The 19,399-nt window shown below is 65.1% G+C and carries 26 protein-coding genes and 1 pseudogene; 16 read left to right on the top strand and 11 right to left on the bottom strand.

The window, feature by feature from the left end; translation table 11 throughout:
• Window positions 1-7 precede the first annotated feature (7 nt).
• The 8 genes from FHS94_RS14490 to FHS94_RS14455 all read left to right on the top strand — a co-directional run bounded on the left by FHS94_RS14490 (window position 8) and on the right by FHS94_RS14455 (window position 6,898).
• Window positions 8-742 carry a peptidylprolyl isomerase gene (locus tag FHS94_RS14490; protein ID WP_184059124.1) on the top strand — a complete coding sequence of 245 codons (735 nt, stop codon included), beginning with the start codon at window positions 8-10 and terminating at the stop codon, window positions 740-742.
• The gene (gene queA, locus FHS94_RS14485; RefSeq protein ID WP_184059122.1) at window positions 739-1,764 is read left to right on the top strand and encodes a tRNA preQ1(34) S-adenosylmethionine ribosyltransferase-isomerase QueA; all 1,026 of its coding nucleotides are present in this window, start codon (window positions 739-741) and stop codon (window positions 1,762-1,764) included. The genes FHS94_RS14490 and queA overlap by 4 nt, the downstream gene beginning before the upstream one ends.
• A gap of 139 nt (window positions 1,765-1,903) precedes the next feature.
• Window positions 1,904-3,541: an alpha-amylase family glycosyl hydrolase gene (locus FHS94_RS14480; protein ID WP_246348645.1), complete on the top strand. Its 1,638-nt coding sequence runs from the start codon at window positions 1,904-1,906 to the stop codon at window positions 3,539-3,541.
• 85 nt (window positions 3,542-3,626) lie between these two features.
• Window positions 3,627-4,190, top strand: coding sequence for an EF-hand domain-containing protein (locus FHS94_RS14475; RefSeq protein WP_184059118.1), 564 nt, complete (start codon window positions 3,627-3,629; stop codon window positions 4,188-4,190).
• A complete protein-coding gene (gene tgt / locus FHS94_RS14470) occupies window positions 4,187-5,326 on the top strand; it encodes a tRNA guanosine(34) transglycosylase Tgt (RefSeq protein ID WP_184059116.1) in 1,140 nt (379 codons plus the stop codon). Before FHS94_RS14475 ends, tgt begins: the two co-directional genes overlap by 4 nt.
• A complete protein-coding gene (locus FHS94_RS14465) occupies window positions 5,323-5,532 on the top strand; it encodes a hypothetical protein (RefSeq protein WP_184059114.1) in 210 nt (69 codons plus the stop codon). Before tgt ends, FHS94_RS14465 begins: the two co-directional genes overlap by 4 nt.
• Before the next feature lie 146 nt (window positions 5,533-5,678).
• Entirely contained in the window at window positions 5,679-6,683 is a 1,005-nt protein-coding gene (locus FHS94_RS14460) for a cell wall hydrolase (protein ID WP_184059112.1), read from the top strand.
• Window positions 6,684-6,742: 59 nt separating this feature from the next.
• Entirely contained in the window at window positions 6,743-6,898 is a 156-nt protein-coding gene (locus FHS94_RS14455) for a hypothetical protein (RefSeq protein ID WP_184059110.1), read from the top strand.
• A gap of 42 nt (window positions 6,899-6,940) precedes the next feature.
• Here the strand turns inward: FHS94_RS14455 and uvsE are convergent, their stop codons facing one another.
• Window positions 6,941-8,119: a UV DNA damage repair endonuclease UvsE gene (gene uvsE / locus FHS94_RS14450; RefSeq protein ID WP_184059108.1), complete on the bottom strand. Its 1,179-nt coding sequence runs from the start codon at window positions 8,117-8,119 to the stop codon at window positions 6,941-6,943.
• Window positions 8,116-9,186, bottom strand: a complete 1,071-nt coding sequence (locus FHS94_RS14445) for a single-stranded-DNA-specific exonuclease RecJ family protein (protein ID WP_221234788.1) — start codon at window positions 9,184-9,186, stop codon at window positions 8,116-8,118. The genes uvsE and FHS94_RS14445 overlap by 4 nt, the downstream gene beginning before the upstream one ends.
• A gap of 96 nt (window positions 9,187-9,282) precedes the next feature.
• On the opposite strand from FHS94_RS14445, the gene FHS94_RS14440 reads away from it, so the two are divergent.
• Genes FHS94_RS14440 through FHS94_RS14425 form a run of 4 tightly spaced genes read left to right on the top strand, consistent with a single transcriptional unit; the run spans window position 9,283 to window position 12,621 of the window.
• Window positions 9,283-9,888, top strand: coding sequence for an arylesterase (locus tag FHS94_RS14440; RefSeq protein WP_184059106.1), 606 nt, complete (start codon window positions 9,283-9,285; stop codon window positions 9,886-9,888).
• Between the two features lie 56 nt (window positions 9,889-9,944).
• Window positions 9,945-10,814 (top strand): CDP-alcohol phosphatidyltransferase family protein, encoded by an 870-nt coding sequence (locus FHS94_RS14435; RefSeq protein WP_184059104.1) that lies wholly within the window; start codon window positions 9,945-9,947, stop codon window positions 10,812-10,814.
• On the top strand, window positions 10,811-11,902 hold the full coding sequence (locus tag FHS94_RS14430) for an inositol-3-phosphate synthase (RefSeq protein ID WP_184059102.1): 1,092 nt from the start codon (window positions 10,811-10,813) through the stop codon (window positions 11,900-11,902). Before FHS94_RS14435 ends, FHS94_RS14430 begins: the two co-directional genes overlap by 4 nt.
• Window positions 11,899-12,621, top strand: a complete 723-nt coding sequence (locus FHS94_RS14425; protein ID WP_184059100.1) for an NTP transferase domain-containing protein — start codon at window positions 11,899-11,901, stop codon at window positions 12,619-12,621. Before FHS94_RS14430 ends, FHS94_RS14425 begins: the two co-directional genes overlap by 4 nt.
• 60 nt (window positions 12,622-12,681) lie before the next feature.
• Here FHS94_RS14425 and FHS94_RS14420 read toward each other — a convergent pair whose 3' ends face one another.
• From FHS94_RS14420 to FHS94_RS14400, 5 genes are all read right to left on the bottom strand, one after another.
• A complete protein-coding gene (locus FHS94_RS14420; RefSeq protein ID WP_184059098.1) occupies window positions 12,682-13,107 on the bottom strand; it encodes an OsmC family protein in 426 nt (141 codons plus the stop codon).
• Between the two features lie 13 nt (window positions 13,108-13,120).
• Window positions 13,121-13,597: a hypothetical protein gene (locus FHS94_RS14415; RefSeq protein WP_184059096.1), complete on the bottom strand. Its 477-nt coding sequence runs from the start codon at window positions 13,595-13,597 to the stop codon at window positions 13,121-13,123.
• Between the two features lie 239 nt (window positions 13,598-13,836).
• Window positions 13,837-14,283 carry a DUF3597 domain-containing protein gene (locus tag FHS94_RS14410; RefSeq protein WP_184059094.1) on the bottom strand — a complete coding sequence of 149 codons (447 nt, stop codon included), beginning with the start codon at window positions 14,281-14,283 and terminating at the stop codon, window positions 13,837-13,839.
• A gap of 67 nt (window positions 14,284-14,350) precedes the next feature.
• Window positions 14,351-14,761: a glycine zipper 2TM domain-containing protein gene (locus FHS94_RS14405; protein ID WP_184059091.1), complete on the bottom strand. Its 411-nt coding sequence runs from the start codon at window positions 14,759-14,761 to the stop codon at window positions 14,351-14,353.
• Between the two features lie 183 nt (window positions 14,762-14,944).
• Window positions 14,945-15,220: an HU family DNA-binding protein gene (locus tag FHS94_RS14400; protein WP_184059089.1), complete on the bottom strand. Its 276-nt coding sequence runs from the start codon at window positions 15,218-15,220 to the stop codon at window positions 14,945-14,947.
• A gap of 208 nt (window positions 15,221-15,428) precedes the next feature.
• Between FHS94_RS14400 and FHS94_RS14395 the strand changes: the two genes are divergently transcribed.
• From FHS94_RS14395 to FHS94_RS19935, 4 genes and pseudogenes are all read left to right on the top strand, one after another.
• Entirely contained in the window at window positions 15,429-16,235 is an 807-nt protein-coding gene (locus tag FHS94_RS14395) for a universal stress protein (RefSeq protein WP_184059087.1), read from the top strand.
• Window positions 16,236-16,334: 99 nt separating this feature from the next.
• The gene (locus FHS94_RS14390; RefSeq protein ID WP_184059085.1) at window positions 16,335-16,478 is read left to right on the top strand and encodes a hypothetical protein; all 144 of its coding nucleotides are present in this window, start codon (window positions 16,335-16,337) and stop codon (window positions 16,476-16,478) included.
• Window positions 16,479-16,566: 88 nt separating this feature from the next.
• On the top strand, window positions 16,567-17,220 hold the full coding sequence (locus FHS94_RS14385; protein WP_184059083.1) for an NAD(P)H-dependent oxidoreductase: 654 nt from the start codon (window positions 16,567-16,569) through the stop codon (window positions 17,218-17,220).
• Window positions 17,217-17,381: pseudogene (locus FHS94_RS19935) on the top strand (hypothetical protein); the annotation flags it as partial. The gene FHS94_RS14385 and the pseudogene FHS94_RS19935, both read left to right, overlap by 4 nt.
• On the opposite strand, the gene FHS94_RS19450 reads toward FHS94_RS19935, so the two are convergent.
• The 4 genes from FHS94_RS19450 to FHS94_RS14365 all read right to left on the bottom strand — a co-directional run bounded on the left by FHS94_RS19450 (window position 17,313) and on the right by FHS94_RS14365 (window position 19,292).
• Window positions 17,313-17,531, bottom strand: a complete 219-nt coding sequence (locus tag FHS94_RS19450; protein ID WP_246348634.1) for a hypothetical protein — start codon at window positions 17,529-17,531, stop codon at window positions 17,313-17,315. The pseudogene FHS94_RS19935 and the gene FHS94_RS19450 overlap by 69 nt on opposite strands.
• Before the next feature lie 179 nt (window positions 17,532-17,710).
• Window positions 17,711-17,923, bottom strand: a complete 213-nt coding sequence (locus tag FHS94_RS14375; protein WP_184059079.1) for a cold-shock protein — start codon at window positions 17,921-17,923, stop codon at window positions 17,711-17,713.
• A gap of 272 nt (window positions 17,924-18,195) precedes the next feature.
• Window positions 18,196-18,543, bottom strand: a complete 348-nt coding sequence (locus tag FHS94_RS14370; RefSeq protein WP_184059077.1) for a hypothetical protein — start codon at window positions 18,541-18,543, stop codon at window positions 18,196-18,198.
• The gene (locus tag FHS94_RS14365; RefSeq protein ID WP_184059076.1) at window positions 18,540-19,292 is read right to left on the bottom strand and encodes an SIR2 family NAD-dependent protein deacylase; all 753 of its coding nucleotides are present in this window, start codon (window positions 19,290-19,292) and stop codon (window positions 18,540-18,542) included. Before FHS94_RS14365 ends, FHS94_RS14370 begins: the two co-directional genes overlap by 4 nt.
• Window positions 19,293-19,399: the final 107 nt, after the last annotated feature.

Raw genomic sequence — 19,399 nt, 5'->3', positions numbered from 1 at the left:
AGAGTTCATGCGTTTCGTAGCCGGTCTGTTTTCACTCGCCCTGATCGCCGCGCCCAGCCTGGCCGCGCCGCAGGTGATCGAGAGCCCCGGTCGCGCGCCCGCGCCGACAATGGCCGACACGCAAAACCTGTTGCTGCTGGACCTGTCGACCGGTGGCCGGGTCACGATCCTGCTGCGCCCTGACGTGGCGCCCAAGATGGTGGAGCGGGTCAAGACGCTCACCCGCCAGCATTTCTATGACGGGCTGACGTTTCACCGCGTGATCGACGGCTTCATGGCACAGGGCGGTGATCCCAAGGGCGACGGCACTGGGGGATCGACGCTGCCGAATGTACCGTCGGAATATAACTATCTGCCGCATGTGCGCGGGGCGGTTTCGGCGGCACGCGCTGATGATCCCAACAGCGCCAACAGCCAGTTCTTCATTGTCTTCCAGCCCAAGCTGAACCTGGACAAGAAATACACGGTGTTCGGGCGGGTGATGAGCGGCATGCAATATGTCGACGCGATCGAGCGCGGCGAGCCGCCCGCCAATCCGTCGCGCATTGTCCACGCGTACATCGCCGCCGACAACCCACCGGCTTACCAGCCTGCCCCGCCGACCCCTGCCCCGACGCTGGCCGCGCCCGTGACCCTTCCCAAGTCCGGCCCGACCGTTGCCGCGCCCAAGCTGGCGCCGGGTGACGCGCCGGCTCAGGCCCCAGCACGTCGTTCCAGCAAGGCCCCCGCGCGCCGCCAGTGAAAGTAGACCTGTTCGATTTCGAGCTGCCGCCCGAGCGCATTGCCTTGCGTCCGGCGGTGCCGCGCGACGCTGCGCGAATGCTGGTCCTTGACGGCGACAGCACGAGCGACCGGATCGTTCGCGACCTGCCACTCTGCCTGCGGGCCGGGGACATGCTGGTCTTCAACGATACGCGCGTGATCCCCGCACAGCTGGACGGCCGGCGCGGCGATGCGGCGATCGGCGCGACGCTGCACAAGCGGGAGGGGCCGCGACGCTGGCGCGCGTTCGTCCGCAATGGACGACGGCTTTGCGGGGGTGATGCGATCACGTTCGGGGGCGGCGTGGTGGCCCACGCCCTTGATCGCGCTGAAGATGGCAGCTGGGCGCTCGAGTTCGCCGGGGATGAGCCGGTCGAACTGCTGCTCGGGCGGGCGGGGCGCATGCCCCTTCCCCCGTACATCGCCGCGCGCCGTACGCCCGACGAACGTGACGCGGACGATTACCAGACGATGTTTGCGAACGAGCCAGGTGCCGTGGCCGCCCCCACCGCCGCGCTCCACTTCACCCCCGAGTTGATGACGGCACTGGCCAAAGCGGGGGTCGAGCAGGCAACGCTGACATTGCACGTCGGCGCGGGCACGTTCCTGCCGGTGAAGGGGGACGACACGGTTGAGCACCGGATGCATGCCGAATGGGGCCGTATCGACCCAGCCACGGCCGAGCGCCTGAATGCCGTGCGCGATCGCGGCGGCCGGATCGTTGCGGTTGGCACCACCTCGCTCCGTCTGCTGGAAAGTGCGGCAAGCGAGGACGGGCGCATCCAGCCGTTTGAAGGAGACACTGCCATCTTCATCACGCCGGGCTACCGCTTTCGCGGAGTGGACGGGCTGATGACGAACTTCCATCTGCCGCGCTCGACATTGTTCATGCTGGTATCGGCGCTGATGGGGCTCGATCGGATGCAGGCGGCCTATGCCCATGCGATCGCGAACGAATACCGCTTCTATTCCTATGGCGACTCGTCCCTGCTGCTGCCCTGATGCGTGCAGGGTCTCTGCAGAGAACGAGTGAGCAGAAACCGCCCGCTGAAAACAGCCGGCCCGCAGCTCACTCCCGCCCCTTTGACCCACACAATCGCACGCGCGCAGCAACGGTCGTCGTTGCGCGGCGTTGATATCGCTGACCATCACCGGAGACGCAGCCCTGCCCTTGCCATCCCCCCAAAGCGCCGCGGTCGAGTGGTGGCGCGGCGCCGCCGTGTATCAGATCTATCCGCGCAGCTTTGCCGACACGAACGGCGACGGCATCGGCGACTTGCCCGGAATCACGCGTCATCTGGACTATGTCGCCGGCCTGGGCGTCGATGCGATCTGGATCTCGCCCTTTTTCAAAAGTCCGCAGGCCGATTTCGGCTATGACGTCTCCGACTATTGCGACGTCGATCCGCAGTTCGGAACGCTGGCCGACTTCGATGCGCTGATCGAGCGGGCGCACCAGCTGGGCTTGAAGGTGCTGATCGATCAGGTCTGGTCCCACACGTCCGATCAGCATCCCTGGTTTGCCGAAAGCCGGGCGAGCCAGACCGGGCCGAAGGCCGACTGGTATGTCTGGGCCGATCCCAAGCCCGACGGCTCGCCGCCCAGCAACTGGCAGTCGGTGTTTGGTGGCCCTGCCTGGACCTGGGACGGACGGCGCCGCCAATATTACCTCCACAACTTCCTCAAGGAACAGCCCCAAATCAACGGGCACAACCCGGCGGTGCAGGATGCTCTGCTGGACGTGGCGCGGTTTTGGCTGGATCGTGGCGTCGACGGGTTCCGGCTGGATGCGATCAACTTCCTGATGCCGGACCCGGCGCTGACCGACAACCCGCCCGATCCCGACCTGACGAGGCCGCGGACGCGGCCGTTCGACTATCAGCTGCGCCTCCACAACCAGGGGCATCCCGACATCCCGCGCTTCCTGGAACGGCTGCGAACGGTGCTGGACGGCTATGGCGCCCGGTTCACGGTGGCGGAGGTGGGCGGCGACGATGCCGCACGAGAGATGCGGTTGTTCACGGCAGAGGGTCGGCGGCTCGACAGCGCCTATGGGTTCGACTTTCTGTACGCGCCCGCGCTGACGCCCGACCTTGTGGCAGAGACGCTGACCAGCTGGCCTGACGAGCCGGGCACGGGTTGGCCGAGCTGGGCGTTCGAAAACCACGACGCACCGCGCGCGGTCTCGCGATGGGTGACCCCGGAGTATCGCGACGCGTTCGCGCGGGTGAAGATGCTGCTGCTTGGCTGCCTGCGCGGCAACGTCATCCTGTATAATGGCGAGGAACTGGGCTTGACCCAGGTGGACGTGCCCTTCGAAAAGCTGCGCGATCCCGAAGCTATCGCCAATTGGCCGCTCACCCTGTCGCGCGATGGCGCTCGCACGCCGATGCCGTGGCAGGCCGACGCAGCCGAGCACGGCTTTTCGGACGGGGAACCATGGCTGCCGCTCGGCCCCGATCACCGGGAACTGGCGGTGGACCAGCAAGAGGCGGACCCCCGTTCGATGCTGGCCTGGACGCGAGCCGTGCTGTCCACCCGACGTGGGTCAGCGGCACTGCGGACCGGCACCGTGCTGATCGAGCGTTCCGATGAACAGGTGCTCGTGATGGTGCGAGCCAAAGGCGCGGAACGGGTGCTGTGTGCGTTCAATCTGTTGGACCGGCCCGCAACCTGGGCCGAGCCGCAGGGCCCCCATGCGGAGTTGCTGCGCACCGGCAATGTTGAGCCGGGCCTGCTGGGCCCTTATGCCGGTATCGTACTGCGACTGGGCAGCTAGGCGGCTTCCCCCGCGCGGCGTTCTGGACCATGAGCAGCGGCTTGCCCGGGACAGTCACGGTTGCCCGGGATCGTTGGAGACCTGAGTGACGATCCTTTTGTCCCTGCTGCTCGCGGCGGCCGCACAGGAAGTGGTTCCCGATGTTCGTGTGACCGGGCCAGGACGGCCCAACAGCCAGACACCCGCTACGCTGGTGGTCGAGCCCGCAGCCATGCTGATCGTGTCCTGCGACACTGACGCCGATGGTCGCACGACCCGGACAGAGCTGGAAGCATGCCTGCGGGGTAATTTCGACGCAATCGACACCGCCCACCGCGGACAGATCGGCTATATCGACTATGGCCGCTGGCAGACCATGTGGCTGGGCGATCAGGGCGCGCTGCCGAGCCCGTTCGAGGTTGACCGGGATGGCGACAACCGGGTCACGACCGACGAGTTGCTCGCCCAGTTCAACAAGCTGTTCGCCCGGTTCGACAAGAACGGAGACAAGGCCGTTACCCGCGCTGAGGCGCTGACCGTGCGGGCAACGGCTGCCGATGCGCGGGGGCCGGTCGGCGGGCGCGGCAAGCGGGGCGGAGCCAACCGGCCAAAGCCGGAGCGGGTGCCCGGCGGACGCCCCGGTGAGGGCGCACCGGACGAGCAGCCGTGACCAGGTTCTCCTTCACGATCGCCGCGACGGATGGTCGCGCGCGCACCGGTGCGATCGCCATGCAGCGTGGCACGATCCGCACGCCTGCGTTCATGCCGGTCGGCACCGCCGCAACGGTGAAAGCGATGAGGCCGGCCGACGTCGAAGCGGCTGGCGCCGACATCATCCTCGGCAACACCTATCACCTGATGCTTCGGCCAGGCGCGGAGCGTGTAGCACGGTTGGGCGGGCTGCACGGGATGATGGGCTGGTCGCGCCCGATCCTGACCGACTCCGGCGGGTATCAGGTGATGAGCCTGGCCGACCTGACCAAGCGGTCCGAAGAGGGCGTTTCGTTCAAATCGCACCTCGACGGCTCGCGCCATCTGCTCAGCCCCGAACGGTCCATGGAGATCCAGCGGCTGCTCGGCTCCGACATCGTCATGGCGTTCGACGAACTGGTGCCGACGACCTCGACCAAGGAGGTGCAAGCCGCGGCCATGGAACGCTCGATGCGCTGGGCAAAGCGCAGCCGCGCCGCCTTTGACGCGGGCGAGGAACATGCGGCTGGAGCGGCCCTGTTCGGCATCCAGCAGGGTGCCTTGGACGAACAGTTGCGCGGTGCCTCGGCGCAGGCGCTGATCGATATCGGCTTTGACGGATACGCTGTCGGTGGCCTTGCCGTTGGTGAGGGACAGGACGCGATGTTCGCCTGCCTCGATTATGCGCCAAGCCAGTTGCCGGTCGACAAGCCGCGCTACCTGATGGGGGTCGGCAAGCCTGACGACATCGTTGGCGCGGTGGAGCGCGGGATCGACATGTTCGATTGCGTCCTGCCGACCCGATCTGGGCGGACGGGCCAGGCGTTCACGCGTGACGGGCCGATCAACATTCGCAACGCGCGCTTCAACGAAGATCAGGGGCCGCTCGACCCGGCCTGCCCCTGCCCCGTCTGCCGAACATGGAGCCGGGCCTACCTGCACCATCTGGTTCGCGCCGGGGAGATACTCGGTGCTATGTTAATGACCGAGCACAATATCTGGTTTTATGAAACGTTGATGGCCGATCTGCGCGCGGCCATAGGCGAGCAACGGCTCGCAGGCTTTGCCGCGAGCTTTCGTGACCGATACCGGGCTGGGCAGGGAGAGACGCGATGACCAACAAGACCGAGGATGCCCCCAACGAGATCGTGGCCGCGGTTCACGAAGTCACCAGCCGCAGTGAAGCGCTGGTCAAGGCGGCGGACCGGACCAAGCGCTGGCCGCTGGCCAAGATCGGCCTGGGTGTCGGTATCGGGTCGGCCGCCATCGCGGGCGCCGTCCTGTTCGCGAACCGGTCCAAGGACGGCGACAAGAACCGCTGATCACGAGACGCTCGCCGACCCTGCAGCGCGACGACGCGCAAGCGAATAGGGAACGGTAACGATTGCTCCGCTAAGGCTCGCTTCCAGAACGGGTTGGGCGAAGGACGGGGTCGGCGTTGCCCATCATATGGCCATGGTACCGATGGATGCAGCGGCTGTGGCTCGTCATGGTCGGTCTTGGCCTCCTCACCTTCGCGGCGCTGTCGGCCCATGCAGCGTTGAAGGCGGTCACTTCCCATCCGGACGGGGCTGACCCGAACACGTCCTCTCCCGCGAAGGGATATGAGGCGGACGATCATTTTCCAGGCGCTGCGTTGTTGTATGCCGACGTGGCCACCGCCGCGCCCGCCGCCGGGGTGACCGGCACGATCGAGTTACCCGCCCTGCCCGAACCAGCGCAGGTGGCCGCCGCGCTGAGTGCCGCGAGTGGCGACACAGGCGTCACGGCGGCGCGACCCTTCTCGACCAACATGGCAAGCGCGATCGACCGCGGACGCGCGCTCGAATGCCTGACGGCCGCGATCTACTATGAGGCGGCGTCCGAACCGCTGCAGGGCCAGGAGGCCGTCGCGCAGGTCATCCTCAACCGCGCACGCCATCCCGTCTTTCCAGCCACGGTGTGCGGCGTCGTCTATCAGGGGTCCGAACGCGCAGGGTGCCAGTTCAGCTTTGCCTGCGACGGCGCCATGCAGCGGGTACAATCCGCCGGTGGCTGGGCCCGAGCCGCCCGTGTCGCCGCCGCGGCGCTGGCGGGCTATGTCTATGCACCGGTCGGGCTCGCCACTCACTACCATACTTATGCCGTGACCCCGGCGTGGAACCGCAGCCTGGTAATGACCGACATGATCGGCGCACACCTGTTTCACCGCTGGAAGGGCTATTGGGGCACTGCCGCCGCCTTTCGACAGATCTACCGCGGCGGGGAGCCTGTGCCCGGCCCCCACGCCTTGGTGCCTGTTTCACCTGTCGTGCCGGCTGCCCCGCCCGTCATCGCCGCAGCCGCGCCTGCACCGATCACGCCCGTGGCGACGATCCGCCCGCCTTACGCGGACAGTGGCGCGGCCAAGTCGCTGCCAAAAGGGGGCGATGATCGACTGCCGCCGCCCTCCACCGTGCTGGACAAGTGGAAGGACGTGGGAACGCTGCGCTGATCCCGCGCCGGAGGAACGGCCCTTCGCTCTCGGGGGTTGGTGGCGAAAGGAGAGCCGCCATGGACGACGATCAGAACACCCCGGGGACGCCGCATCCGAACCGTTCCACCGAGAACCGGCGACCGGGCGACGCCCGCGAGCTGAACGAGCATCTCGACAAGGACCGCGAGAGCACCGAAACCATCCCGCGCAAATCGTCGTTGCTCGGCGACTGATCCGGGTTGAGCCGGGGCGATCGAAATTGCCCCGGCCCAGCCCTATTCCGCAGCCTCGAGCTGCAGGCCCTCGTCCACGTCCGGCTCGTCCTCCGCGGCAACGCCACGCTCCAGTGCCGCCTCGTCGCGCGCCAGCGCCGCGGCATCTTCGGCGCGAATGCCAAAGCGCGCCGCCACGTCGGGCGCGAACCGCAACAGGTCCGGCCGCAGTTTCAGCAGGCTCACGTCCTTCGACTTGCCTTCCATCATCACATCGAACTCGAGCCCTTCCGCCATGCGCATGAAGGTCGCGAACTCGAACGGGTTGGTGAAGTCGGAATGACCCGTCCAGATCGGCGGGCGCAACACTGTCTTGATGCGAGCCGTCGCCTTGACCGATGTCTTGAGCAATTCGCCCTTCTTGGTGTTCGACTTGCCTGCCTTGGCGGCGGCGCGCTGCTTGGGCGTGATCTTCTGCTTGATCTCCCGCATCTCGGTACGCGGAGAGGAGAAATGGATCTTGGGCCGGACGCCCTCCGGCCAGGTCGCGAGAAACCGCTCAAGGGTCGGGCGCATCTCCAGCCGCTCTGGATTCAGGCACCACATGTGCTGGTAGTCAAAGATCAGCCGGACGCCGGTTCGTTCGTGGATCCACAGCACGTCCGCGCAGGAAAAGCGGATGTCGTCATTCTCCAGCACCAGCCGGCGCTTCACATGCTCGGGGCACTTCTCGAAACCCTCGATCCAGCGGGCGCGGCTTGCCTCCGGGTCGTCGTAGACGCCGCCCACATGGGTCACCATCACCGCCTCGTCGTTCAGCTCCATGCGGTCGAGCATCTCGGCCTGGCTGGACAGGTCCCAGATGCTCTTGGCGGTGAGGTCCGGGTCCGGGCTGTTGAGCAGGACATATTGCGACGGATGAAATGACAGGCGGATGTCGAGCTCGCGCGCTTTTGCGCCGAACGCCCTCAGCTCGGCATCGCTTTCCGCGACCATGTTGTGGAACTGCGGCATGTCCGGATGGGTCGCGTAAGGCGCCAGGTCCGATGACAGCCGGTACATGTCCAGCTTCTCACCCGCGAGATAGTCGAGGATCTTGCTGACCTCCTCGAGTGAGCATTTAAGGTGCGGGTTCTTTTGCCAGCGACGGGTGTCGTTGCTCTTAAATCCCGGTTTGCCCATCACCTTGACGGGGAAGCCAAGGCGTAAGGGTCGCTCGGGCGTGCTTGGGACGTCGGTCATGCCGCCAAAATCTCCTCGGGAAAGCCAAGCCCCTCGACGAACGCGTTCCAATCGGTGGGATGCAGGGCTCCACCGGTCGCCTGCGCGTGGCCGGAGCCGTAATGAGAATCGGCGCCAGGCGGTCGGTGCCGATGCAGGAAGTCGATCAGGTCGACCCCACTCGCGCTCCGGGCGGCAAAATGGACCCACCCGTCACGATAGCCGTCATTGGCCGCAAGCACGATCTTGTCCTTCAGCCGGCCGCGCCATTGCTGGGCGATCAGAGGGTGGATCTGGCAAGGTGAGTGAAAGCGGATCAGGGCGACATCGCCGCGCACCTTCGGCGCCACGCGGCGCGCCGCCTCGACCGCGTCGCGCACCTCCACCTTGGCGGCGCGCAGGGCGTCAGCGTCGGCGCCTTCACCCTTGGTGATCACCTTTGGCCCGTCACCCGACAACAACAAGCGAAGCGCCGGACCGGCATCGGCCGCCGCTGTTCGTCGCGGCGCATTGACCAGCGACACCGCGTCTCGCAGCGCTGTCTTGCCATAGCGGGCCTGCGCCTCGGCAAGCTCAGGGAAACCAGCCTGCTCCGCCATGTCGCCGATCAAGCCGAGCGCGGCGAGCCAGAGCAGGTCCGATTGGTCGCCCAGCGCACCGGCGCAAACATAGGCCAGCAATGCCGACGTAGGCTCCGGGTCCAGGCCATGGCCGCTGATCACGGTGGCGTCACCCGGCATCCCCGTCGGCCGATGATGATCGATGATCAGCGTCGGCACGCCGGGTGCAAGCGCGCCCTCACGCAGGCCGAGGTCCGTCACGATGAGCCCGCCTGGCCGGCGCTCGGCAATTTCCGATCTTAACGCGTCGTCCCACGGGTTCTCACCCTTGCCGACCAGCCGGATCTCTGCGGGGTGGCCTGCCCCGCGCAGCGCCCGCGACAGGATCGCAAGCGCGCCCAACCCGTCCGCATCGAAATGGCCGAGCAACAAGGCAGGACGGCTGCGGTCGAAGCTTGCCACCCCCGCGCTGAACAGGTCGCGTGCCGTCGTTCGCCAATCCGTCGCGTGAAGCAGAGGATGATCCATGCACCACGAACGATCGCTGTCGGCCGTGGTTGCCGCGGCAAGACAAGCGGCTGCAAAGGCTCGAAAAGATGGGAGCAGCTTCCCATATCCGCTTCGATGAACTCAGTGACGAATGGCGGACGGACCTCCGCAGAATTGGTGCTGGCCCTCGGAGACAGCTTGACTGCCGGATACCGGTTGAGGCCCGAGCAGAGCTTTGCCAGCCGGCTGGAGGTTCGCCTCCAGGAGCGTCGGCCGGGGTCGCGGGTGATCAATGCTGGCGTATCGGGAGACACCAGTGCGGGCGGGCTTGCGCGACTGCCCCGGCTGCTCGACCGGCAGACACGGCGCCCCGATCTGTGCCTGGTGGAACTCGGCGCGAATGATGCGATCCGCGCGATCGATCCGGCAACGACACAGGCGAACCTCGAACAAATCCTGGCCGAGTTGTCGAGGCGGGGTGTACCGGCGCTGCTGGCGGGCGTGGTCGCGCCGGCATTCCTGGGCAGCTACGCAATCCGGTTCAATGCCGTGTTCGCGGACGTTGCGGCCCGGCATGGGGTTCCGCTGTACCCGTCTTTCCTGGCCGGAGTGGCGGGGCGGCCAGGGCTGGTGCAGGCCGACGGACTGCATCCCAATGCAGCAGCGGTGGATCTGGTCGCGGCGTCCATTTTACCGCATGTGGAGGCCGCCCTGCCGCCTCTGCGCGACCTCGCGGCCTAGCTGTCGCTCCAAGCCTTCTTGCAAAGGTATGCTGGGCGGCGCATTATGACCGGGTCATGACAGTCCCTCCCCCGGATGGATCGCGCGACCGCCGGATCGAGGACCCGACTAATCTTTGGGTGATTCATCCTGCGGGACGTGCGTTGCTGCCCGTCGCTTTGCGATTCCGGGTGTCGGCTAATGCTGTGTCGGTGGCTGGGCTGGTCCTTGGGGCCGGTGCAGCAGCGGCCTATGCGTCCTGGCACAGCCGCTGGGCGGTGTTGCTCGGGGTGCTGCTATCGGCGGGCTGGCTTATCGCCGACGGCCTGGACGGCATGATCGCGCGGGCCACCCGTACCGCAAGCCCGCTTGGCCGCATGCTGGATGGGCTTTGCGACCACGGCGTGTTCCTGCTTCTCTACGTGGTCCTCGCTGCCTCTGTGGGCACATGGGATGCGTGGTTGCTCTCGGCGCTGGCTGGCGCGACCCATGCGGTGCAGTCCTCCTTGTATGAGGGGGAGCGGACTCGCTTCCATCGCCGGATCAAGGGCATCGCCGCGCCGCCGGCCACGCCGGCCAGCAATCCGTTGGTTCGGCTGTATGACCGTGTCGCCGGCCTTCCCGATCGACTGTCGCGACCTTTTGAAAAGGCTCTGGCAGCCGACCCCGCGGTTCTTGCAACCGCTTATGGTGAACGGGCGGCGCCGGTTCTGAAGGCCATGTCGCTGCTGACCGCCAACGTCCGGGTCTGGGCAATCGCGATCGCCTGCCTGATGGGCGACCCTCGCGCGTTCTGGTGGTTCGAAATCGTGCCGCTGACGCTGGTCGCTGTCATCGCCATCGTTCGTCATCGCCAGGTGGAGCGTGCGCTCGCCCGGCCCTTTTACTCGACCGACCGCGATCCGCTCGCGGCGGCATTATCAACAAGGGAACATCGTCACTCATGACCAGCATTCGCATCGCCGTTGTCGGCATCGGCAACTGCGCGAGTTCGCTCGTCCAGGGACTTGAGCATTATCGGGAGGGCACCAACGACGCCGTTGGCCTGATGCACTGGGAGATGGGCGGCTATCGCCCGAGCGATCTCAAGGTGGTCGCGGCGTGGGACGTGGACCGGCGCAAGGTCGGCAAGGACGTGGCAGAAGCCATCTTCGCCAAGCCCAACTGCACCGCCGTTTTTGCGCCCAATGTCCCCTCGACCGGCACGATCGTGCGCATGGGTGCGGTGCTGGACGGCGTGGCCGACCATATGGACGAGTTTCCTGAAGAGCGGACCTTTGTTGTCGCGAACGACGCACAGCCGACCAAGGAAGACGTGGTCGCGGAGCTGAAGCGCTCGGGCGCGGACGTGCTCATGAACTACCTGCCGGTTGGCAGCCAGCAGGCGACCGAATTCTACGCCGAGTGCGCGCTCGAAGCGGGTGTCGCGTTCGTCAACAACATCCCTGTGTTCATCGCGTCGAACCCCGAATGGGCCGCGAAGTTCGAGGCGGCGGGCGTGCCGATCATCGGCGACGACATCAAGGCGCAGCTTGGCGCGACCATCGTGCACCGCGTCCTGACCGACCTGTTCGCCAAGCGCGGCGTCAAGCTCGACCGGACCTATCAGCTCAATACCGGCGGCAACACCGACTTCCTCAACATGCACAATCATCGCCGGTTGGCGTCGAAGAAGATCAGCAAGACGGAGGCCGTTCAGTCGGTCGCGGCCGAGCGGCTGTCGGACGAGAACGTTCATATCGGCCCGTCCGACTATGTGCCGTGGCAGAACGACAACAAGGTCTGTTTCCTGCGCATGGAAGGCCAGCTGTTCGGCGGCGTTCCGATGAACCTGGAATTGCGGTTGTCGGTCGAGGACAGCCCCAATTCGGCCGGTGTCGCGATCGACATGATCCGTTGCGCCAAGATCGCGCGCGACCGCGGCCTCGCGGGCGTGATCGATCCCGCCAGCGCCTACTTCTGCAAGCATCCCCGCCACCAGGTCACTGACGACCAGGCGCATGAAGCGGTAGAGCAGTTCATCAAGGCTGCGTGACCGCCAACCCTCTCACGACGGCCATCCTGCTTGCAGCCGGCGAAGGTAGCCGGCTGCGGCCCTCCGCGCCTTTCAAGCCACTCTGCCGGGTGGCGGGAAAGGCGCTGATCGACCACGCGCTGGACGGGCTCGCTACGGCGGGCCTGACCCGCTGCGTGGTGGTTCTGGGCTATGGTGAAGCGGCCATCCGTGAACATCTTGCCCTGCGTGCACGGCGGGGTTCGGGTACTCCCGAAATCGTGGTCGTGACCACGGATCATGCCCACCCCAATGGAGTGTCAGCCCTTGCGGCAGCGCCGGTGGTCGACAGCTCTGGTGCCGTTCTGGCCATGTGCGACCATCTGGTCGACCCGGCGCTGTATCGGCGCATGGCAGAAGCTGGACCGGGACCCGGATTGCGGCTCGGCATAGATCGCCGCCTGGGTCACGCCTGGGTCGACCCGCTCGACGTCACCTGTGTGCGCACCCGCGGGCAGCGGATCGAGGCAATCGGGAAAGAACTGGTCGACCACGACGCGTACGACACGGGCGTCTTCGCCGTCGGACCCGCGCTGTTCGATGCCTTGTCAGCGTTGCCCGACCCATCCCTGTCCGACGGTGTGAGGGTGCTTGCGGCTGAGGGCCGAGCCGAGATCGTCGACGTAAGCGACCTCGAGTGGCTCGACGTGGATGATCCTCCCGCTCTCGCTCGTGCGGAGGCCTGGCGCGCCGCGGCGTAACCGGCGGGGCTATGGACGCCGGCGACGCCCACAGCCCGACCGATCACTTGGAATTTGGCGTCAGCGGAGCTCGTGCTTGAGCGAGATCTCCGCGTTCAGCACCTTGGAAATGGGGCAACCGGCCTTTGCGCCGTTCGCCAGTTCCTCGAACTGCTCCGGGCTGATGCCGGGCACGCTGGCGGTCAGCGTCAGCTCCGACTTTGAGATCTTGAAGCCGTCGCCGTCCTTGTCGAGCGTGACTGCGGCCTTGGTGTCGAGCGTGCCCTCGGTGAAGCCCGCGCCCGCAAGCGCGAAGCTGAGCGCCATGGTGAAGCAACTGGCATGGGCGGCCGCGATCAGCTCCTCCGGGTTTGTCCCCTTGCCGTCTTCGAACCGGGTGTCGAAGCTGTACTGGGTGCCATCGAGCACGCCCGACTGGGTGGACACCTGTCCTTGGCCGTTCTTGCCAAGGCCTTCATAGCGGGCGGTAGCGGTACGAGTCGTCATTGCGATCTTCTCCTCAGGCGGCGCCAGCCGCTTCGCTGAAACCGGAGCCACGGTCCGCTACCAGCGTCGGCGCTGGGCCGGTCGCCGGACGCAGAGCCTCGCGCTCCTCTGGCGTTGGGACCGCGGTCGGATCGGGGCGGAACGCCTCGGGCGCGCGGTCGCCGGGGCGGGGCGGTTCGTCACCGAGCAGGTCGGTGGGCACGTGTTCGGCGGCGGGGTTCGGTTCACCCCGCGGCAGCGCCTTCTCCGTTTCAGCCATGCCGACCGGAGCGGCCGCAAGCGTAGCAGGCCGTGGTGCCAGGGGCGCCGTGACGCTGTCACCAAAGACAGCGCCCACGTCAGCCGCGTCTGTACGCGGATCGGTTGGTCGAGCGGGGGGCGAAAAAGGCTGCCGGCCCGGTCTGGGGCCAAAGCGGGCGGCGCCCACCGACCAGGCGACAACGCCTGCGGTGAAGGCGACGAGGCCCAGCCCGAGTTTCTTGAAATCCATAAGCTATCCCCGTGAACAGTCCTGTGTTGCCAGCCAACGGGTGGCGGCGCGAGGCGTTCCGGCCCTGTGATCAGCGGAGCGGTTGTCGGGCCGGTATCTTCACAGGCCGGACCGCCCGTCGCGCCGGGCAATGCCTCGTCAACGAGACACGCATGCTTTGCGGACTCCACGGGGCCCGGCTGAGCCGATAGCCGGAGGCAGGCAGAAGACCGAAGCCCCTGCCCGCCACCGCGGATGGATCAGTCCTTCAGGCCAGCGGGAACCGTGCCGCCGTTCTTCTCAAGCTCGCGCATCACGGCCTTGTGCAGCCAGATGTTCATCTCCGCCGATCCATCCTTTGCGCCCGAGTAGCCGAGCTCAGTGGCCAGCTCCTTGCGGTTGTCGAGGCTGGAATCGATGTCGAGCAGCTTCATCAGGTCGACGATCGAGGAGCGCCAGTTGAGGTTCGGATTGCCCTTCTGCTGCGCAATGCCGGTCAGCACCTGTTCGACGTCGACGGCCTGGGCTGGCGCTTGAGCCTGGGCCGGGGCTTGTGACTGAGCGGGCGCGGGCTGGGTCGGGGCGGCACCGGTCGTCTGGGCGTGGCCGCTGGTGGTCTGCGCCGTGTTCTTGTGGCCGGAAAACTGGCCGCCGAGCGGGCCCTTGTCGCCGAAGATCGCGTGCTTGATCGCGCCAAAGATACTCATGAATACTGCTCCTGAAGCTTGCGGGGCTGACCGCGCCGGGGTTAACGCACCACCTGGCCTGCCGGTGTCATCGGCAACGAACCTGGTCGTTGCCGCGCTCGATCGCCTGCCCCGCAAGCGCACCGCCAGCCGCGCCGAGTACCGCGCCGAGCAGGCCCGAACCGCCGGGCGCAATGGCATTCCCAAGCAGGCCGCCCGCGGCGCCGCCGATGATCAGGCCCGTGGTGCCGTCATTGCGTCGGCAATAATATCGCCCGTCTTGCCCGCGATACACGCGCTCGTTGCGTGAAAGGCGACGCTCCCGATAGCGATTGTCTTCGCGATAATATCGGCCGGCATCGTAACTGCCATAAGCCGGATCAGGGCGATTATAGTCATAGGAGGAGTAGCGGCGGTCACCGCCAAGGCCGCCGCCATAGGTGCTGCAGCCGGCGAGAGTGGTGGAAGCGGCCAGGAGGCCAAGGACAAGCGTACGCATACGATTGACTCCGATCAGGGTCGATACCCACTTAACTCGGATCAAGGGTGATCGTTGCGTGACGTCCGTCGTCTCCCTGATGCGACGTGACTACCGGGCATAGGCTGGACCTACCAGGTCTGCCGCGGCTTGCGTCGCCGGAGAAGAAGCGGCCGTGCGGGGAAACCGCACGGCCGCAGCACTTCAGCCGTTCAGGGCGTCCTTGACGGCCTTGGCGGGTACGAACGTCAGCTTCTTGGAAGCAGCGATCTGGATAGTGTCGCCCGTGGCAGGGTTGCGGCCCTCACGCGCGGGGCTGTCCTTGATCTTGAACTTGCCAAAGCCGGTCAGCGAGACTTCTTCGCCCTTGGATGCGGTCGAGACGATCGCGCCGAGCACCGCGTCCAGCGCCTTGCGCGCGTCCGCCTTGGTCAGGCCGTGGTCGGTCACCAGAATTTCGGCGAGTTCAGCATTGTTCATTGTGTGATCTCCAGATTGGCGCGCCCGTGTAGCGCGGCAAAGGCCAATGTGGAAACCGAGGCTTTGGCAAATCCGCCTATGCGGTCCCGAGGGACGCCAGAACCGTCCAGATTGCCGGATCGCCGCCGGCCCGGAGCGCATCCGTAACATTGCCGATATGGCGACCATTGGGCGGTTCCTAGTCTCCGTTCACCAACAGAGGTGAGCCATGAAGAACATCCTGGTGCTGATCCACGATGATGCCGGTCAGGAGGCGCGCTTTCAGGCCGGGCTCGACCTCACTCGCCTGGTCGACGGGCACATGACCTGCCTCGACGTCACGGTCCCGCCCCCGCCCATCGTCGCTGCCGACATGGTGGATAACTATGGCGTGTCGCTGCTACTTGAGGACGAGAAAGCGCGCGAGAGTGCCAACCGTTCGCGCATGGAGAGGCGGCTTAGGGCAGAGGATGTGCGGTGGACCTGGCTGGAGGCGACCGGCCCCCTCGCGATCTGCCTGAAGGAAGCTGCCGGCCTTGCCGACGTCATCGTCGTCAATCGTCAGCTTGACGGCTATCCCGTACCGGACATGCGGTCCGTCGCGGCGGACCTGATCGTCAGATCCAACCGCCCGGTCCTGGCCATACCCGAAGCGTGCAGGCGAATCGCATTCAACCATGCGCTCGTCCTGTGGGACGGGTCGTCCTGCGCGGTGGCGGCCATGCGGGCCGCGCTGCCCTTGCTGAAGCTCGCGAGCAGCGTGGTCCTCTTCGAAGCGAGTGACGGCTCGGTGCGAATGCCGGCCGAAGACGCCGCGACCTATCTCGCTCGCGAAGGCATCGGCGTGCAGGTTCGCCGGGTTTCCGCGACCCGGTTCCAGGCTTCGGATCAAGTCTTGGAGGAGCTGACGACAGGGAGCCACGACTATCTCGTGATGGGCGGTTTCGGCCACCTTCGTTTCATCGAAGGGCTGTTCGGGGGCGTCAGCCGGGCGATGCTGACCCACAGCCCCGTGCCCCTGTTCATGGCGCACTGAGCCGTCCACGGGCCCCGGAGCCGGACCCTCCGTAAGTAAACGAATACCGCAACCTCGCCGCGAGCGGGTAAGCCGATTCTGCCTAGGGGAGAGACACCCATGCGCAGCACACATTTCGCGGTCATCGATCGGCTCGTCAGAACCGCTCATGATCAGCCACGCCTGGCCGTTGGCGGGTCGGGGATCGCGGTGATCGTCATACTCCAGCTGATCCTGCTGCTGGTCCGTCAGGATGGGTCCTGAGCCCTTCGCGGACGTAGGCAACCATCCGTGATCTTACGGACTGCAAAGCAGCGTCCGATGATCCAGACTCGCGCGGAAGGAGCATCCCGTGTCCATCGATCAGGCCGCGCCGCGCCACGTCGTCATCCTTTGCCACCCGGAAGAAAGAAGCTTCAACGCCTCTGTCGCCGAACGTTATTGCGCGTCCGTGCAGGCGGCGGGTCACCAGGCCGTCTTGCGCGATCTCTACCGGATGGGCTTCGACCCGGTGCTGCACAGCGCCGAGCGCCCGGGACCCAACAGCGTGCGGTGCAAGGACGTGGAGGATGAACTCGACGTCATCCGCGGCGCGGACGTCTTCGTTCTGGTTTACCCGATTTGGTTCGGCTCCGCGCCCGCCATGCTCAAGGGGTACGTCGAGCGGGTCCTGGGTAGCGGCGTGGAGCCATCCGCGATTCAGGCGCGCACCGCGCAGGGTGTTCTCACCGGCAAACGCCTTGTCAGCTTCACCTCGTCCGCGGCGAGCGACGTCTGGCTCGCCCTGCATGGCCAGCCGAGGTCGCTCGAAAGCATCTTCGACACCTACATAACACATGCGTTTCAGATGCAGGCGTCGAGGCATTTCCACTTCGGCCTGATCACGCCAGAGACGAGCGAGTTCGCGGTGCAATGTCACCTTAGCGACGTCGACATGCGCGCGCGCACCCTTGTGCGCGAGATGAAGGACGCCGATCACAACGTCCTGACGCCCAAGCGGACATGAGAAGCTCGTTGGCGAGCGCGGCTACCTCGCCCAACACTCGCCAGGATCGTCGACGCCAGCGTGGCGGAGCGGTCGTGCGCCCCGTCCAGTCGTCAGCGTCCGGTGGGCAGGAAGACCTCTGGCGCGACTTCCTCAAGCGGGCGTGCCTCGCGGGCATCGCGGGCGGTTTCGGACTTCAGGCTGCGCTCAGCCATGGCGGCCCAGGCGGCTTCCGCGCGGAGCGAACGGTCGCGAACATTGTCCAACGTCGCGGCGTCGGCTTCCTGACGGCAACGGGTGGCGTGGGCGGTGAAGGTGTCGCTGTCGCGCATGGGCGGCTCCGTGGGCTGGGGTTGAGGGAGCTGGAATTCGGGCCCTGATGGGCTTGTTCGAACCTGGGGCGGGTGGACGCGGGACTAGATCCCGTGTCGTCGGCCGGTGCGTATCGCGCCGTTGGCCGGGCCCGCCCTTTGGCTCGGGCGCAGCCGTCGCTGCGCCCTTGCGGCGGATATCAGTCCGCGTGTGACAGGTTCACAGCGGCCATCTTGCCGCGGCGATCCTCTTCCAGTTCAAACGAAACGCGCTGGTTTTGGTTCAGCGTGATCATGCCTGCACGCTCAACGGCGGAGATATGCACAAACGCGTCGTTGCCACCGTTGTCGGGCGCAATGAAGCCATAGCCCTTGTCGGCGTTGAAAAACTTTACGGTGCCAGTGGTGCTCATGGGAGCCTTCCTTCTTTGATGGGGCAAGCCGCGTGTCGGCCCGCCCGGTGCCATGGGAAGCAGGGAAGGAAGGAGAAGGAGCCGCAAAGCGCCGAAAACCGTCAATATGCGACTGTAGCAGCCCTCAGATGGTTACGAAGCGAAGCGAGTACAAGGCCAGCACCGCTGGCCACCATGTCAGGACGGCGGGCCAGCGGGGCCAAAGCGCCAACTGACGACGCTGGGGCTCACCTCCGCGGCGGCGAATGTTCCTAAGCTGCTAAGCTGATCGCCTAAAGGTCCACGGTGTAGGGCTGATCCGCCGCGACGAGCCTGAGCAAGGCTATTGCGTCAGAAGAGTATTTTCCAAACTCGGTCTGATTGAGCTTGTGAGCAATATGATACCGGTTGTCAGAGGCCTTGATATCTACACCTACGTCCGCCTTGACCTTCTTCAACATCTTGTCAGCGAGATGCCAACCTTTGCCGCCAAGAGCCTTTCCTACCTCGGTTAGAGAATACGGGTGGCTCGCCGCTAAGGCAGAGTAATTAGAGATTTCAGCCAAACCAAACAGTGTCGCAAAACTCTCATCGCTCTCGACAGCGCCACTCAGCATCTCAAAGTTCGCATGTACCATCATTCTAGGATGTCATGACGCACCAGGTTGTAGGATCTTGCAAGCAGCGCGCGAAGAGCTTTTGAGTTTACATCATTCAGAGCCGGATTTGCTGCAAACGCATCAAACACTAAGCCAAACTCTCGAGCTTCGATCAGCTTAACACGTACACTTCTATCATCTCCAGTTTGGATAATCCTCTCTCTTGCAGGAGATGACGATCCAGAGATTCCCTCGTTGAATTCAAGAATGTACACGTTAGGTATGACGCCCCCCTTTACGGGCAGAGCCTCATCGATATCCGACAAAATACTTTGAATGTTTGGGTCAGAGGCAATGTATCCCACGAAGATTAGTGGGTGCTCCGAGAAGAATGTGAGCAGCTTCGCGCTCAAATATTTTTTCTTAGACACGAACGTTTCGTAATCTGAACGCGTAAACACAAGACCGTTGTAGTTCTCTACACTCCCATGTATCTTGAATATCTCGCCGGTTGAAAGCTGCGCCCCCTGCAATATCGACTGACCAACGACCGGCACTAGATCTGGAAATATGATCTCCAACATCTGATCATAGTTGGTCGTCACAATGGCATGGGGCTTTATAGCCTGAAGAGACTCGATCTCAGCACCGTATCCCCCCGCCCTGAGCTCTTCCACGCTTTCCGGTGTCTTACTTATGTTAAATCGGGCTATCTCGTGCTTGATGTAGGCTTGCGCCGAGACACTTGTCCCGAACATTTCGGCAGGAAAGGAATTTTCCCACCCGACCATGCCCACTCCTGAAAAAGTTCTGCAAACCTCTCGCCGATATCTGGCGCGGAACCTAGGGACTGCTTGTAATACCCTAGACCCTTGTCAATGGCAGGGCAGGTTCCAGT

Source organism: Sphingomonas aerophila, from assembly GCF_014199305.1.
GTDB classification, from domain to species: Bacteria; Pseudomonadota; Alphaproteobacteria; order Sphingomonadales; family Sphingomonadaceae; genus Sphingomonas; species Sphingomonas aerophila.
This window is presented reverse-complemented; position numbering and strand designations above follow the sequence as displayed.

Excerpts from the sequence above, each read along its gene's own strand:
- FHS94_RS14490 (WP_184059124.1), top strand. The coding sequence starts at position 8 with ATGCGTTTCGTAGCCGGTCTGTTTTCACTCGCCCTGATCGCCGCGCCC.
- FHS94_RS14465 (WP_184059114.1), top strand. The coding sequence starts at position 5,323 with ATGACCAACAAGACCGAGGATGCCCCCAACGAGATCGTGGCCGCGGTT.
- FHS94_RS14460 (WP_184059112.1), top strand. The coding sequence starts at position 5,679 with ATGCAGCGGCTGTGGCTCGTCATGGTCGGTCTTGGCCTCCTCACCTTC.
- FHS94_RS14455 (WP_184059110.1), top strand. The coding sequence starts at position 6,743 with ATGGACGACGATCAGAACACCCCGGGGACGCCGCATCCGAACCGTTCC.
- uvsE (WP_184059108.1), bottom strand. The coding sequence starts at position 8,119 with ATGACCGACGTCCCAAGCACGCCCGAGCGACCCTTACGCCTTGGCTTC.
- FHS94_RS14445 (WP_221234788.1), bottom strand. The coding sequence starts at position 9,186 with ATGGATCATCCTCTGCTTCACGCGACGGATTGGCGAACGACGGCACGC.
- FHS94_RS14440 (WP_184059106.1), top strand. The coding sequence starts at position 9,283 with ATGAACTCAGTGACGAATGGCGGACGGACCTCCGCAGAATTGGTGCTG.
- FHS94_RS14435 (WP_184059104.1), top strand. The coding sequence starts at position 9,945 with ATGACAGTCCCTCCCCCGGATGGATCGCGCGACCGCCGGATCGAGGAC.
- FHS94_RS14430 (WP_184059102.1), top strand. The coding sequence starts at position 10,811 with ATGACCAGCATTCGCATCGCCGTTGTCGGCATCGGCAACTGCGCGAGT.
- FHS94_RS14420 (WP_184059098.1), bottom strand. The coding sequence starts at position 13,107 with ATGACGACTCGTACCGCTACCGCCCGCTATGAAGGCCTTGGCAAGAAC.
- FHS94_RS14415 (WP_184059096.1), bottom strand. The coding sequence starts at position 13,597 with ATGGATTTCAAGAAACTCGGGCTGGGCCTCGTCGCCTTCACCGCAGGC.
- FHS94_RS14410 (WP_184059094.1), bottom strand. The coding sequence starts at position 14,283 with ATGAGTATCTTTGGCGCGATCAAGCACGCGATCTTCGGCGACAAGGGC.
- FHS94_RS14405 (WP_184059091.1), bottom strand. The coding sequence starts at position 14,761 with ATGCGTACGCTTGTCCTTGGCCTCCTGGCCGCTTCCACCACTCTCGCC.
- FHS94_RS14400 (WP_184059089.1), bottom strand. The coding sequence starts at position 15,220 with ATGAACAATGCTGAACTCGCCGAAATTCTGGTGACCGACCACGGCCTG.
- FHS94_RS14395 (WP_184059087.1), top strand. The coding sequence starts at position 15,429 with ATGAAGAACATCCTGGTGCTGATCCACGATGATGCCGGTCAGGAGGCG.
- FHS94_RS14390 (WP_184059085.1), top strand. The coding sequence starts at position 16,335 with ATGCGCAGCACACATTTCGCGGTCATCGATCGGCTCGTCAGAACCGCT.
- FHS94_RS19450 (WP_246348634.1), bottom strand. The coding sequence starts at position 17,531 with ATGCGCGACAGCGACACCTTCACCGCCCACGCCACCCGTTGCCGTCAG.
- FHS94_RS14375 (WP_184059079.1), bottom strand. The coding sequence starts at position 17,923 with ATGAGCACCACTGGCACCGTAAAGTTTTTCAACGCCGACAAGGGCTAT.
- FHS94_RS14370 (WP_184059077.1), bottom strand. The coding sequence starts at position 18,543 with ATGATGGTACATGCGAACTTTGAGATGCTGAGTGGCGCTGTCGAGAGC.
- FHS94_RS14365 (WP_184059076.1), bottom strand. The coding sequence starts at position 19,292 with ATGGTCGGGTGGGAAAATTCCTTTCCTGCCGAAATGTTCGGGACAAGT.